This window comes from Pseudonocardia xishanensis (assembly GCF_039541715.1).
In the GTDB taxonomy this organism is placed as follows: Bacteria; Actinomycetota; Actinomycetes; order Mycobacteriales; family Pseudonocardiaceae; genus Pseudonocardia; species Pseudonocardia xishanensis.
The window spans coordinates 124,897-136,880 of sequence record NZ_BAABGT010000094.1; the positions used below are offsets into that span (position 1 = coordinate 124,897).

Annotated in this window: 14 protein-coding genes; 10 read left to right on the forward strand and 4 right to left on the reverse strand. The window is 74.1% G+C overall.

Features of this window, described 5'->3' with window-relative positions; all coding sequences use genetic code 11:
• Window positions 1–56: 56 nt before the first annotated feature.
• Both ruvX and ABD993_RS28825 read left to right on the forward strand, forming a co-directional pair.
• Complete coding sequence (gene ruvX / locus ABD993_RS28820) at window positions 57–467, forward strand: Holliday junction resolvase RuvX (protein ID WP_345425366.1); 411 nt, start codon at window positions 57–59, stop codon at window positions 465–467.
• A 102-nt stretch (window positions 468–569) separates the two neighbouring features.
• Window positions 570–1,769 carry an endolytic transglycosylase MltG gene (locus ABD993_RS28825; RefSeq protein ID WP_345425369.1) on the forward strand — a complete coding sequence of 400 codons (1,200 nt, stop codon included), beginning with the start codon at window positions 570–572 and terminating at the stop codon, window positions 1,767–1,769.
• Between the two features lie 130 nt (window positions 1,770–1,899).
• On the opposite strand, the gene ABD993_RS28830 is transcribed toward ABD993_RS28825, so the two are convergent.
• Entirely contained in the window at window positions 1,900–2,766 is an 867-nt protein-coding gene (locus ABD993_RS28830) for a spermidine synthase (protein ID WP_345425372.1), read from the reverse strand.
• Window positions 2,767–2,964: 198 nt separating this feature from the next.
• Between ABD993_RS28830 and ABD993_RS28835 the strand changes: the two genes are divergently transcribed.
• The 5 genes from ABD993_RS28835 to aroQ all read left to right on the forward strand — a co-directional run bounded on the left by ABD993_RS28835 (window position 2,965) and on the right by aroQ (window position 7,401).
• The gene (locus tag ABD993_RS28835; protein WP_345425375.1) at window positions 2,965–3,702 is read left to right on the forward strand and encodes a prepilin peptidase; all 738 of its coding nucleotides are present in this window, start codon (window positions 2,965–2,967) and stop codon (window positions 3,700–3,702) included.
• Between the two features lie 12 nt (window positions 3,703–3,714).
• On the forward strand, window positions 3,715–4,926 hold the full coding sequence (gene aroC / locus ABD993_RS28840; protein ID WP_345425378.1) for a chorismate synthase: 1,212 nt from the start codon (window positions 3,715–3,717) through the stop codon (window positions 4,924–4,926).
• A 58-nt stretch (window positions 4,927–4,984) separates the two neighbouring features.
• The gene (locus ABD993_RS28845) at window positions 4,985–5,617 is read left to right on the forward strand and encodes a shikimate kinase (RefSeq protein WP_345425381.1); all 633 of its coding nucleotides are present in this window, start codon (window positions 4,985–4,987) and stop codon (window positions 5,615–5,617) included.
• 267 nt (window positions 5,618–5,884) lie between these two features.
• Entirely contained in the window at window positions 5,885–6,976 is a 1,092-nt protein-coding gene (aroB, locus tag ABD993_RS28850; protein ID WP_345425384.1) for a 3-dehydroquinate synthase, read from the forward strand.
• Window positions 6,973–7,401, forward strand: a complete 429-nt coding sequence (aroQ, locus tag ABD993_RS28855) for a type II 3-dehydroquinate dehydratase (RefSeq protein ID WP_345425387.1) — start codon at window positions 6,973–6,975, stop codon at window positions 7,399–7,401. Before aroB ends, aroQ begins: the two co-directional genes overlap by 4 nt.
• 24 nt (window positions 7,402–7,425) lie before the next feature.
• Here aroQ and ABD993_RS28860 read toward each other — a convergent pair whose 3' ends face one another.
• Window positions 7,426–8,127, reverse strand: a complete 702-nt coding sequence (locus ABD993_RS28860; protein WP_345425390.1) for an MBL fold metallo-hydrolase — start codon at window positions 8,125–8,127, stop codon at window positions 7,426–7,428.
• Between the two features lie 18 nt (window positions 8,128–8,145).
• Between ABD993_RS28860 and ABD993_RS28865 the strand changes: the two genes are divergently transcribed.
• The 3 genes from ABD993_RS28865 to nusB all read left to right on the forward strand — a co-directional run bounded on the left by ABD993_RS28865 (window position 8,146) and on the right by nusB (window position 10,304).
• Entirely contained in the window at window positions 8,146–9,222 is a 1,077-nt protein-coding gene (locus ABD993_RS28865; RefSeq protein WP_345425392.1) for a M24 family metallopeptidase, read from the forward strand.
• Between the two features lie 97 nt (window positions 9,223–9,319).
• Entirely contained in the window at window positions 9,320–9,883 is a 564-nt protein-coding gene (gene efp, locus ABD993_RS28870; protein ID WP_345425395.1) for an elongation factor P, read from the forward strand.
• A 1-nt stretch (window position 9,884) separates the two neighbouring features.
• On the forward strand, window positions 9,885–10,304 hold the full coding sequence (gene nusB, locus ABD993_RS28875; protein ID WP_345425398.1) for a transcription antitermination factor NusB: 420 nt from the start codon (window positions 9,885–9,887) through the stop codon (window positions 10,302–10,304).
• Window positions 10,305–10,319: 15 nt separating this feature from the next.
• Here nusB and ABD993_RS28880 read toward each other — a convergent pair whose 3' ends face one another.
• Both ABD993_RS28880 and ABD993_RS28885 read right to left on the reverse strand, forming a co-directional pair.
• Window positions 10,320–11,036, reverse strand: a complete 717-nt coding sequence (locus ABD993_RS28880; RefSeq protein WP_345425401.1) for an SDR family NAD(P)-dependent oxidoreductase — start codon at window positions 11,034–11,036, stop codon at window positions 10,320–10,322.
• Window positions 11,037–11,055: 19 nt separating this feature from the next.
• The gene (locus ABD993_RS28885; RefSeq protein ID WP_345425404.1) at window positions 11,056–11,982 is read right to left on the reverse strand and encodes a DMT family transporter; all 927 of its coding nucleotides are present in this window, start codon (window positions 11,980–11,982) and stop codon (window positions 11,056–11,058) included.
• Between the last annotated feature and the right edge of the window lie 2 nt (window positions 11,983–11,984).

The window sequence follows — 11,984 nt, forward strand, 5'->3', positions numbered from 1 at the left end:
GACTCGGGGGTGGCCCGAGAGTCGCCGAGGGGCACCCGGGCCGCCCGAGTGGCGCCGTGATCACCCCGCGGGGGCGTCGGCTCGGGGTGGACGTCGGGTCGGTGCGGGTGGGGGTCGCGCTCTGTGACCCCGACGGGCTGATCGCGACGCCGCTGGAGACCCTCCCGCGGGAGGGAGCGGCCGCCGGGGTCGCCGCGCTGGTCGAGGAGCACTCGGTGGTGGAGGTCGTGCTCGGGCTGCCGCGGACCCTCGCCGGGCGCGAGGGCGTGGCGGCGGAGGCGGCGCTCGCCTTCCGGGACGAGCTGACCCTCGACGTGCCGGTGGTGTTGCAGGACGAGCGCCTCACGACCGTCGTCGCCACACAGCAGCTGCGCGGACGGGTCAAGGGCCGCAAGCAGCGGGCCGTCATCGACCAGGTCGCGGCGGTGGCGATCCTCCAGGGGTATCTGGACTCCCGGTCCGGCTGACGGCCCCGTCGGACCGGCCCGACGGGGCTGTTCGGCCCGTTCGTGCCCGGCCGTTACCCTCCGAGACGTGCACCGGACGTCCCGCCCCCAGGACACGCTCACGTGAGCCATCCGCCCGGTCCCTTCCTGACCCGCCGTGAGGAGCTCGCCGCCCGGCGCGCCGAGCTGCGGGAGAACGCCCGGCGCAGGCGTCGGCGCGGCATCGTCGTGCTGCTCGCCGCGCTGCTGCTGCTCGCGGTGGTGTTCGGGGGAGGTGCGTACCTGGTGGGGTCCCGGTTCTTCACCGACGACTTCGACGGGCCGGGTCAGGGGGACGCCGTGGTGCGCGTCCTGGACGGGGACTCCACCCGGCAGATCGGGACCATGCTGGCCCGGCGCGGCGTCGTCGCGAGCCCGGAGGCGTTCACCGAGGCCGCGGCCGAGAACACCAGGGTGCTGGCCATCCAGCCCGGGTACTACCAGGTCAAGCTGCAGATGTCCGGCGAGGCGGCGGTCGCGGCGATGGTCGACCCGGCCTCCCGGGTGGGGCGGCTGGAGATCCGCGGCGGCACCCAGCTGGACGACACACGCTCGCCGGACGGCACGGTCGCCCCCGGGGTGGTGAGCCTGATCGCGGCGGCCACCTGCGCCCAGATCGACGGCACCCGCCGCTGCCTCACCGCGGACGACCTCCGCCAGACCATGGCGACGGCCGACCCGGCGTCGCTCGGGGTGCCCGCGTGGGCCGTCGAGGACGTCGCGCGGGCCGAGCCGAACCGCCGTTTCGAGGGCCTGGTCGCGCCCGGGCTCTACGACGTCGCGCCCGGCACCCCCGCGACGGAGGTGTGGAAGTCGCTGCTCGCGGTCTCGGTGGCCCAGCTGGAGTCCGAGGGCCTGACCGGGGACGCCACCCACGACGGGCTGTCGGCCTACCAGCTGCTCGTGCTGTCCTCCATCGTGGAGAAGGAGGCGATCACCCCGGACATGCCCAAGGTGGCGCGGGTGATCACCAACCGGCTGGACAGCGGCCGGCGGCTGGAGATGGACTCCACGGTCAACTACCCCCTGGACCTGCAGGCCCTGCGCACCACGGCGGAAGCGCGGGCCACCTCGGGGGTCTACAACACCTACCAGAACACGGGCCTCCCCCCGACCCCGATCGCGGCGGCGGGGAAGAACGCGATCGAAGCCGGTCTGGCCCCCGAACAGGGTCCCTGGACCTTCTTCGTCCGCTGCCAGAAGGACGGCACGAGCTGCTTCGCCACGACCCTCGCCGAACACCAGGCGAACGTGGGCCGAGCGATCGCCAACGGCGCCTTCTGACCCCGCGAGGAGGACACCACCGCTCACGAGTCGGACACCAGGGCTCGCGAGTCGGACACCACGGCCCACGACCCGGACACCGCGCGGCCCCCGGGCGGACGTCGGCGCGGGGGCTGGACGGCAGGTCCGCCTACTGGCCGAAGAAGCCCGCCGGGGGGATCGGGGACGGGGTGCTGGCCCGGTCCCGTCGGACCCGGGCGCCTCGGACGAGCGTCCGCAGCTCCGCGCCGGCGAGCACTCGGGCGCGGAAGGGGTCGGCGGCCGTGCGGCGCGCGAGGTCGGGCACCGGCAGCTCCCGGGCCGACGCGACGACCACGACGTTCCCGAAGCGCCGTCCGGAGAGCAGGTCCGGCGCCGCGACGATCGCCGTCTGCGGGAAGTGCGCGGCGACCGTCGCGATCTGGTCGCGGGCGAAGTCGAGGGTGCCTCCGTCGGCGACGTTGGCCATGTAGATCCCGTCCTCGTCCAGCACCCGCCGGACGTCCGCCACGAACTCCCAGGTGGTCAGGTGCGCGGGGGTGCGGGCCCCGGCGAACACGTCCAGCACGACGAGACCGGCCGACGCCGACGGCCGCGTGGCGAGCAGCGCGCGGGCGTCCCCACTGCGCACGGTGAGCCCGGCGTCCGCGACGGGAAGCCGGGACGACACCAGGTCGATCAGCGCGGCGTCCAGCTCGACGACGACCTGCTCGGATCCCGGCCGGGTCGCGGCGACGTAGCGCGGCAGCGTCCAGGCCCCACCGCCCAGGTGCAGCGCCCGCAGCGGGGCCCACGGCGGCGCGGCCAGATCGACCACGTGCCCCATCCGCCGGACGTACTCGAACTCCAGGTGCTCGGGATCGGCGAGGTCGACGTGGGACTGAGCGGTGCCGTCGACCAGCAGGGTCCACGCGAGCGGGCGGTCCGGGTCGCCGACCAGCTCGGCGCTGCCGTGGTCGACCTCGGCTCGCACCACCGCGCGGGCGGTGCGGGGGGTCGGTCGGGGGGCGTCGGGCACGGGGAGATCCTGCCCGGGCCCGAGGGCCGAGGCGCCGTCCGGACGGGTGCGGCGGGGGTGATGCGCACTACCACGTCGCCCCGACAGGACATGCCGTCTCCACCGCGACCCGGACCGGGCATCCACCGTTGCGAGGCCCTGTGGACAGCGTGCCGACGATCGCCGTCGTCGTCGCGCACCGCCGTCAGGATGGTCGCCATGGACGGTGCGGCGCAGGTGGGCGGGATGAGCGGATGGATCGGGTGGGCGGTGCTGGGCGCAGGCGTGGGCATGCTCGCCGGGGTGCTCGGGCGGGTGCTGCTGGACAGGCTGCGGCGGGGGACGCGGATACCGCCGCCGTGGTGTGAGCTGGCCGTGGGCGCGGTCTGGGCCGTCGTCGTGGGTGGGGTGGCCGCCGGGATCGTCTCGGTGGCGTGGGCGCCGCTGTTGGCGGCGGCGGGTTGGCTCGGAGTCGTCGCCGGGGTGGTCGACCTGCGTCACCACCGCCTGCCCGATGCGCTGACCCTGCCCGCGCTGCCCGCGGTCCTGCTGCTGGCGGTCCCGCTCGGGTGGGGTGCCGTCGGTCGGGCGGCGGCGGGCGCCGCGCTGCTGGCGGCGGTCCATCTCGCGGTGCACGCCGTGTCGCCCACGGCCCTCGGGCTGGGTGACGTCAAGCTCGCGGCCCCGGTCGGCGCGGTGCTCGCAGCGGGGTCCTGGGCGGCGCTGGCAGTGGGGTGCGCGCTGGCCGCCCTGCTCAGCGGTCTGGTCGGCGCGGTCGTCGGAGCGCGGGAGCTGCGCGGACGCGTGCGCTCACACCGTCGGGAGGATCGAGCAGCCGCGGTGCGCGCGGAGCTGCCGCACGGACCGTCGATGCTCGCGGCGGCGTGGCTGACCACCTTCGCGGCCGCGGCCGGGGGCGGTCTGAGCGGCGCCGTCGGTGTGGTGGGTGCGGGGTGAGAGAATCACGGGGTGTTGCGTTGGATCACCGCCGGCGAGTCGCACGGCCCCGCCCTGGTCGCCATCCTCGAAGGGATGGTGGCCGGTGTCGAGGTCACCACGAAGGAGCTGCAGGCCGAGCTGGCCCGCCGCAAGCTCGGCCACGGCCGGAGCCCCCGGATGGCCTTCGAGGCGGACGAGCTCGAGGTGATCGGCGGGATCCGGCACGGGATCACCCAGGGCGGCCCGGTGGCGGTGCGGATCGGCAACACCGAGTGGCCCAAGTGGGAGACCGTCATGGCGGCCGACCCGGTGGATCCCGAGCTGATCGCGAACCGCGCCCGCAACGCGCCGCTGACCCGACCGCGCCCCGGTCACGCCGACCTCGCGGGCATGACCAAGTACGGCTTCGACGAGGCCCGCCCGGTCCTCGAGCGGGCCAGCGCCCGGGAGACCGCGGCGAAGGTCGTCATGGGGACGGTCGCCAAGGCGTTCCTCAAGCAGGCGTTCGACGTGGACGTCGTCTCGCACGTGGTGGCCATCGGCGCGGTCGACGCTCCCGAGGGCGACCCGGTCCCCGGCCCCGGCGACCTCGACCGGGTGGACGCCAACCCGGTCCGGGCCCTGGGCGAGGACACCGCCGCCCGGATGACGGCCGAGATCGACGCGGCGCACGAGGCCGGGGACACCCTCGGTGGCGTCATCGAGGTCATCGCCTACGGCATGCCCGTCGGCGTCGGCTCGTACGTGCAGTCGGACCGCAGGCTGGACGCGAAGCTCGCCGGAGCGCTCATGGGCATCCAGGCGATGAAGGGCGTCGAGATCGGGGACGGTTTCCGCACCGCGCACCGCCGCGGCAGCGAGGCGCACGATGAGATGCTGCCGGGAGACCCGGTCAAGAGGCTGTCGAACCGCGCGGGCGGTATCGAGGGCGGGATGACCAACGGCGAGCCGGTCCGGGTGCGCGTGGCGATGAAGCCGATCTCCACGGTGCCCCGGGCGCTGCGCACGATCGACACGGCGACGGGGGAGGAGGCCACCGCGATCCACCAGCGGTCGGATGCGTGTGCGGTACCGCGGGCGGGTGTGGTCGCCGAGTCCATGGTCGCTCTCGTGCTCGCCGAGGCCGCCCTCGAGAAGTTCGGTGGGGACTCGCTGGCCGAGACCCGGCGGAACGTCGAGGCCTACCGCGCCGAGAACGTCCGCCGGTTCACCTACGACGCCGTCCCCCCGTCCGAGGCCTGAACCGCCTCGGGCCGGTGCGTGGCCGGTCCGGTCGGGCCCGGCGGATACGATCGGGCCCGTGAGCGACGCGCGCAAGCCACTGGTGGTGCTGGTCGGTCCGCCCGGATCGGGCAAGAGCACGGTCGGGCGTGTCCTCGGCAGGCGGCTCGGCGTGGCGTTCACCGACGTCGACTCCGCGATCGAGTCCCGGGTGGGCACCACGATCGCGGACATGTTCACCACCGAGGGCGAGCCCGCCTTCCGTGCGGTGGAGCGTGAGGTCGTCGCCGAGCTGCTCGCCACGGACTGCGGCGTGCTGGCGCTCGGTGGGGGGTCGGTCCTGGCCCCGGAGACCCGCGCGCTGCTGCGCGAGCACCGTGTCGTCTGGCTGCAGGTGTCGCTGGCGGACGGCATCCGCCGGACCGGGATGTCCACCGCCCGCCCGCTGCTCGCCGGGGTGAACCCGCGGGCCACGTTCCGCACGCTGCTCGAGGCCCGCGCCCCGCTCTACGCCGAGGTCGCGACGATCGAGGTCGACACCGCGAAGCGCAGCGCCAACCAGGTCGCCGCCGCGGTCCTGGCCGGGCTCGGCCTGGCGCCCGCCACCGCCGAGCCCACCGGAACGCCGGACGCGGACGACGCGGACGACGCGGTCACCCCCACCGACGCCGCCGCCCTCCCCGACCCGGTCTTCGGCTGGCCGACGGGCTGACCCTCCCCGTCCTCTCTCCCGTGCGGTCCCGACCCCGGCGGGACCTGCACGCGACTGTGGACCCGCGCGTCTACGTCGCACCCGTTCCGAGGTCTCGGACTCGGGTGCCGTGGCGTCGGACTCGGGTGCGGTGGTGTGCCGTTGACGTGCCGTTGACGTGCCGTGGTGCGGCGGTGGTGCGGCGGTGGTGTCGGACTGGCGGGGGTGTGGCGGGTCGTGGGTTGTGCCGTGCGGTCGGGGGGAGGGGTGGGCGGTTAGGGTTTCGGCATGTCCGCGCCTCCCGCCCCCCACCGCATCCGCGTCGCCGCCGAGAGCCCCTACGAGGTGGTGGTCGGGCGCGGGGTGCGCGCCGGGCTCGCGGGGACCCTGCAGGGGCTCGGGGCGGCGAAGGTCCTGATCGTCCACCAGCCCGCGCTCGCCGAGGCCGCCGAGGCCGCGCGGCAGGAGCTGGAGGCCGCGGGGCTGGACGCCCACCGCGTCGAGATCCCGGACGCCGAGGAGGGCAAGACCCTCGCCGTCGCCGGGTTCTGCTGGGAGGTCTGCGGGCAGATCGGGTTGACCAGGCAGGACGTCGTCGTCGGGTTCGGCGGAGGCGCGACCACCGACCTCGCCGGGTTCGTCGCCGCGACCTGGATGCGCGGGGTGAAGGTCGTGCACGTCCCGACCACCCTGCTCGCGATGGTGGACGCGGCGGTCGGCGGCAAGACCGGCATCAACACCTCCGCGGGGAAGAACCTGGTCGGCGCCTTCTACGAACCGAGCGCGGTGCTCGTCGACCTCGCCACCCTGGAGACCCTGCCGAAGGACGAGCTCGCCGCGGGCATGGCCGAGGTGGTGAAGGCCGGGTTCATCGCGGACCCGGTGATCCTGGACCTCGTCGAGCAGGACCCGGCGCGGGCGCTCGACCCCACCGGCGAGGTGCTGCCGGAGCTGGTCGTGCGGGCGATCCGGGTCAAGGCGGACGTCGTCGGCGCGGACCTGCGCGAGTCCCACCTGCGGGAGATCCTGAACTACGGCCACACCCTGGGACACGCCATCGAGCGCCGGGAGAACTACACCTGGCGGCACGGGGCGGCGGTGAGCGTCGGGCTGGTGTTCGCCGCGGAGCTGGCGCACGCCGCGGGACGACTCGACGCGCAGACCGTCCAGCGGCACCGCGCCGTCCTCACCAGCCTGGGCCTGCCGACCACCTACGACGGTGGGGTCCTCCCCGAGCTGGTCGAGACGATGAGGGGCGACAAGAAGTCCCGCGCGGGCACCCTGCGCTTCGTGGTGCTGGACGGCCTGGCGAAGCCGGGACGGCTCGAGGGCCCGGCCCCCGAGCTGCTCGAGCAGGCGTATGCGACGGTGAGCGCATGAGCAGGGTTCTGGTCCTCAACGGCCCCAACCTCAACCGCCTCGGCCTGCGCGAGCCCGGGATCTACGGGCACACCACGTACGCCGACCTCGTGAGCCTGTGCGAGAAGACCGGCACCGAGCTGGGCCTGGAGGTCGAGGTCCGGCAGACCAACACCGAGGGCGAGCTGATCGGCTGGCTGCACGAGGCGGCGGACGACGGCACCCCCGTCGTCCTCAACCCGGCGGCCTGGACGCACACCAGCGTCGCCGTGCGGGACGCCTGCGCCATGCTCACCGGCGGCCTGATCGAGGTGCACATCAGCAACGTGCACAGCCGCGAGGAGTTCCGCCACCACAGCTACGTCAGCGCGGTGGCGACGGGCACGATCGTCGGGCTGGGTGTTCAGGGGTACGTCCTCGCGCTGCGGTACCTCGCCCAGCGCTAGCGAGGCCTCGCGCAGACCGTGTGGTCAGTTCCCGAACGCCATGACGAACTCCTCCGCCGACCGCGGCCGGAAGACCACGTTGGACCGGCGGACGTCCAGCAGGGGGGCGTGCGGCTCGTCGCTGTAGCGGTGTCCGGGGTAGACGACCGGGTTGCCCGCCAGCGAGCCCAGCCGCTGCAGGCTCGCGTACATCGCCTCGACGTCCCCGCCCGGGAAGTCGGTCCGTCCGCACCCCTGCAGGAACAGGGTGTCGCCCGCGACCAGCCTGCCGTCGACGAGGAAGCACTGGCTGCCGGGCGTGTGGCCGGGGGTGTGCAGCAGCCGGATGGGGATGTCGCCGACGGTCACGACGTCGTCGTTCGCGTGCCGGACGAGATCGGTGACGCCGGTGACCTTGGTGACCCAGTCCGCCTCGGCCGCCTGCACGTGGACCGGGACCTGCACCCGTTCCAGCAGGCCGGTCACCCCGTCCAGGTCGAAGCCCATCATCCGGCCGCCGACGTGGTCCGGGTGGTGGTGGGTGGCTAGCACGCCGGTGAGCCGCATGTCGTCCGCGGCGAGGACGTCCAGCAGGTCCCCGGGGGCGTACGCGGGGTCGACGACGACGGCCTCCCGGCTCTCGGTGTCCCCGATCAGGTACGCGAAGTTGACCATCTGTGTGGCGACCCGGTCGCCCACCGCGAAGTCCTGCCCGGACAGCAGCTGCCGGAAGTACAGCTCACCCATGGGCCTACCTTAGGACCCATGACGACCAGCTCCCGTCGGGAAGCCCTGCGAGGTCTGCTCCGCACCGCCGGGCTGGACGGCCTGCTGGTCACCGACCCGGTCAACGTCCGGTACCTGACGGGGTTCAGCGGCTCGAACGGGGCGGTGCTGGTCGGCACGGACGGCCCGGACCTGTTCGGGACGGACGGCCGCTACACCGCGCGGGCGGCCGTGGAGGTCCCGGACCTCGAGCCGGTGATCGAGCGCGCGACGGTGTTCGCGCTGGCCTCGCGGGCCCGGGGCCTGGGCGTCGGCAGGCTCGGGTTCGAGTCCGACGCGGTGACCGTCGAGGCCCACGCCGCCCTCGCCGCGATGCTCGACGAACAGGGGATCGAGCTCGTCCGCGCCCCCGGTCTCGTCGCGCAGCTCCGGGTGGTCAAGGACGAGACCGAGATCGCCCACCTCCGCCGCGCCTGTGGGATCGCCGACGCCGCGTTGCACGCGATCGTCGCGGACGGCGGGCTCCGCCCCGGCCGCACCGAGCGCGAGATCGCCCTCGACCTGGAGTTCCGGATGCGCGGCCTGGGCGCGGACGGCCCGAGCTTCGACTCGATCGTCGCCGCGGGCGCGCACTCCGCGATCCCGCACCACGCGCCCACCGATACCCCCGTCGCCGCGGGCGACCTGCTGAAACTGGACTTCGGGGCGCTGGTGGCGGGGTACCACTCGGACATGACCCGCACCCTCGTCGTCGGGCGGGCGGCGGACTGGCAGCGGGAGCTGTACGCGCTGGTGCACGAGGCGCAGGCCGCGGGCTGCGCGGCGGTCGGGGCGGGCGTGGCCACCAAGGACGTCGACGCCGCCTCCCGGGACGTGATCACCGCCGCCGGTCGGGGACCCGAGTTCGTGCACGGCCTCGGGCACGGGGTCGGGCTGGTGATCCACGAGGCGCCCGCGCTGTCCGCCGCGTCGCGGGACGTGCTGGAGGAGGGCATGGTCGTGACCGTCGAGCCGGGTGTCTACCTGCCCGACCGCGGGGGTGTCCGGATCGAGGACACCCTCGTGGTGGAGGGGGAGACGCTCACCGGGTTCCCGAAGGAGCTCCTCGAACTGTGAGCGGTACGCTGGTCGCATCCGCCGCGTGCGGTCGTACCGGTTCTGGTGGCGACCCCGTGTGCGCGCCCCAGCATCGAGTACGAGGAGAGTTCCGCACGTGGCCACGACGAACGACCTGAAGAACGGCCTGGTGCTCAACCTGGAGGGCCAGCTGTGGACCGTCCAGGCGTTCCAGCACGTCAAGCCCGGTAAGGGCGGTGCCTTCGTGCGCACCACGCTGAAGAACGTGATGACCGGCAAGGTCGTCGACAAGACCTTCAACGCGGGCACGAAGGTCGAGACCGCGACCGTCGACCGGCGGGACATGACCTTCCTCTACCGGGACGGCGCCGACTTCGTCTTCATGGACGGGGACACCTTCGACCAGCTCCCCATCCCGGAGCAGGTCGTCGGGGAGAACGCGAACTACCTGCTGGAGAACCAGGTCGCGCAGATCAGCTTCCACGAGGACGCGCCGCTGTTCATCGAGCTGCCGACGTCGGTCGAGCTGGTCATCAGCCACACCGACCCGGGCCTGCAGGGCGACCGCTCCACCGGCGGCACCAAGCCCGCCACGCTGGAGACCGGCGCCGAGATCCAGGTCCCGCTGTTCCTGGAGACCGGGACCAAGGTCAAGGTCGACACCCGAGACGGCCGGTACCTCGGCCGCGTCAGCTCCTGACGTGCGGGCACGCACCAAGGCCCGCAAACGCGCCCTCGACATCCTCTTCGAGTCCGAGGCCCGCGGGGCCGACCCGCTCGAGGTGCTGACCCAGCGCCGCGAGACGGACGACGCCCCGCCCGTCTCGGACTACGCCGCGCTGCTGGTGCGGGGTGTCGTCGAGAACCGGGAACGGATCGACCAGCTCCTCGCCGAGCACGCCGAGGGCTGGACGGTCGCCCGGATGCCCGCGGTCGACCGCACGCTGCTGCGGCTCGGCGTCTTCGAGCTGCTCTGGGTGGACGAGATCGACGATCCGGTCGCGATCACCGAGGCCGTCGAGCTGGCCCGCACCCTGTCCACGGACGACTCCCCGCGCTTCCTCAACGGCGTGCTGGGTCGGATCGCGGACATCGCCGAGCACCTGCGCGCCACCCGCTGAGGAGTGCGGGACGCCTCAGCCCCAGCGGCGGGAGGCCTTGGCGAAGAGGGCGGGGGCGGCGCCGTGCAGCTTCGCGCCGATCGCGAGCCAGCGCGGGACGACCACCTCGGCGGCGTCTCGCCGAAGGCCCTTGACGATCTCCTCGGCCACCTTGTCCGCCGGCACCGCGCGCGGGAAGGAGCGGCGCTCGGGGCCGTGGAAGGGGGTGTCGACGATGCCCGGCAGCACCGTCGTGACGCCGACCTCCGGTGCCTCGACCCGCACGGCGTCCGCGAACCCGCGCAGACCCGCCTTCGTGGCCGAGTAGACGGCCTCGCCCGCCACGCCGACCGCGGCGATCGACGCGACGAACACCAGGTGCCCGCGCTCGGCGCGCAGCCCCGGCAGCAGGGCCCGGGTGAGCTGCACCGGCGCACGCAGGTTGAGGTCGATCAGGGCGTCCACCTGCGCGGACGTCATGTCCTCCAGCGGCCCGGCCGCTCCGGCCCCGGCGTTGTGCACGACGAGCGCGGGGGTGCCGGGCAGGGAGCCGAGCAGCGCGTCGACGCCCTCGGCGAGGTCGGCGACGACGGCCTTGCCCCCGGTGCGTTCCGCGACCTCCTGCAGCCGGTCGGGGTCCCGTCCGGTGAGGACGAGCCGCGCCCCGTCCCCGGCGAGCCGCAGCGCCACCGCGCGCCCGATGCCCGACGACGCGCCCGTCACCAGGGCCAGCCGATCCGCGACCTTCACCACGACCCCCTCATCCCGGTGCTCATCCCGGCGCGACGTCCGGGTGGGCCCGTCCCCTCGCGGCGTGTTCCGCGTCCAGCTCGTGCAGCAGGTGCGTGCCGCGCAGGGTGATGAACGCGATGCCGGCGATCACCACGAGCGCGGCCGCGCACTGCCCCGCCAGCAGGCCCGGCGAGCTGTCCAGCCGCTCGCCGAGCCAGAAGACGCCGATCAGGACCGCGACCACGGGGTCCACGCTGGTGATCACCGCGACCGCGGGGGAGACCAGGCGACCCTGCTGGAAGGTGTTCTGCGACAGCAGGAAGCCGATCGGGCCGATCACGCACACGGCGTAGAAGGTGGCGTGGTGGAAGGGCTCGAGCAGCCCGTCCCGCAGCTGGCCGGTGATCACCTTCATCAGCCCGGCGGTGACGCCGTAGAGGATCCCGGTGGCCAGCGCGAGCGCCAGCACCCGCGCCGGGTGGCGGACCAGCGCGGCGAGCAGCAGACATCCCAGGACGGTGGCGGCGAGCCCGATCGCCAGCGGCAGCCCGCCCCACACGTCGATGTGCTCGACCACCCCCGGGATGGGGCGGGCGAGGAGCAGGAACGCCGCGATGCCCGCCGCGCACAGCAGGGCACCGAGCAGGATCAGCGGGTCCGGTCGTCGCCGGGACATCAGCGAGGAGAACGCGGCCGCGAACACCACGCCCGTGACCAGCAGCGGCTGCACGACGGCGATCGCGCCGAAGGCCAACGCGATCAGCTGCAGCAGCAGCGCGACGATCGTGGCCAGCAGCCCGAGCAGCCACATCGGCCTGCGCAGGAGGTTCGTGATGAGCCGCGGGTCCAGCGTGCCGGTGGTCTCGACCTCGTGGGTGGCGCGCTGCTGGGCGGCGGTCGCCAGGCCGAACCCGGCGGCGCCCAGCACAGCGGCGGGCACGGCGATCAGCATGTCGCCGCCGTCCATCC

Bases quoted from the DNA above. Each gene is read 5' to 3' on its own strand.
- ABD993_RS28835 (WP_345425375.1), top strand. From the start codon at position 2,965: ATGGACGGTGCGGCGCAGGTGGGCGGGATGAGCGGATGGATCGGGTGG.
- aroB (WP_345425384.1), top strand. From the start codon at position 5,885: ATGTCCGCGCCTCCCGCCCCCCACCGCATCCGCGTCGCCGCCGAGAGC.
- aroQ (WP_345425387.1), top strand. From the start codon at position 6,973: ATGAGCAGGGTTCTGGTCCTCAACGGCCCCAACCTCAACCGCCTCGGC.
- ABD993_RS28860 (WP_345425390.1), bottom strand. From the start codon at position 8,127: ATGGGTGAGCTGTACTTCCGGCAGCTGCTGTCCGGGCAGGACTTCGCG.
- ABD993_RS28865 (WP_345425392.1), top strand. From the start codon at position 8,146: ATGACGACCAGCTCCCGTCGGGAAGCCCTGCGAGGTCTGCTCCGCACC.
- ABD993_RS28885 (WP_345425404.1), bottom strand. From the start codon at position 11,982: ATGGACGGCGGCGACATGCTGATCGCCGTGCCCGCCGCTGTGCTGGGC.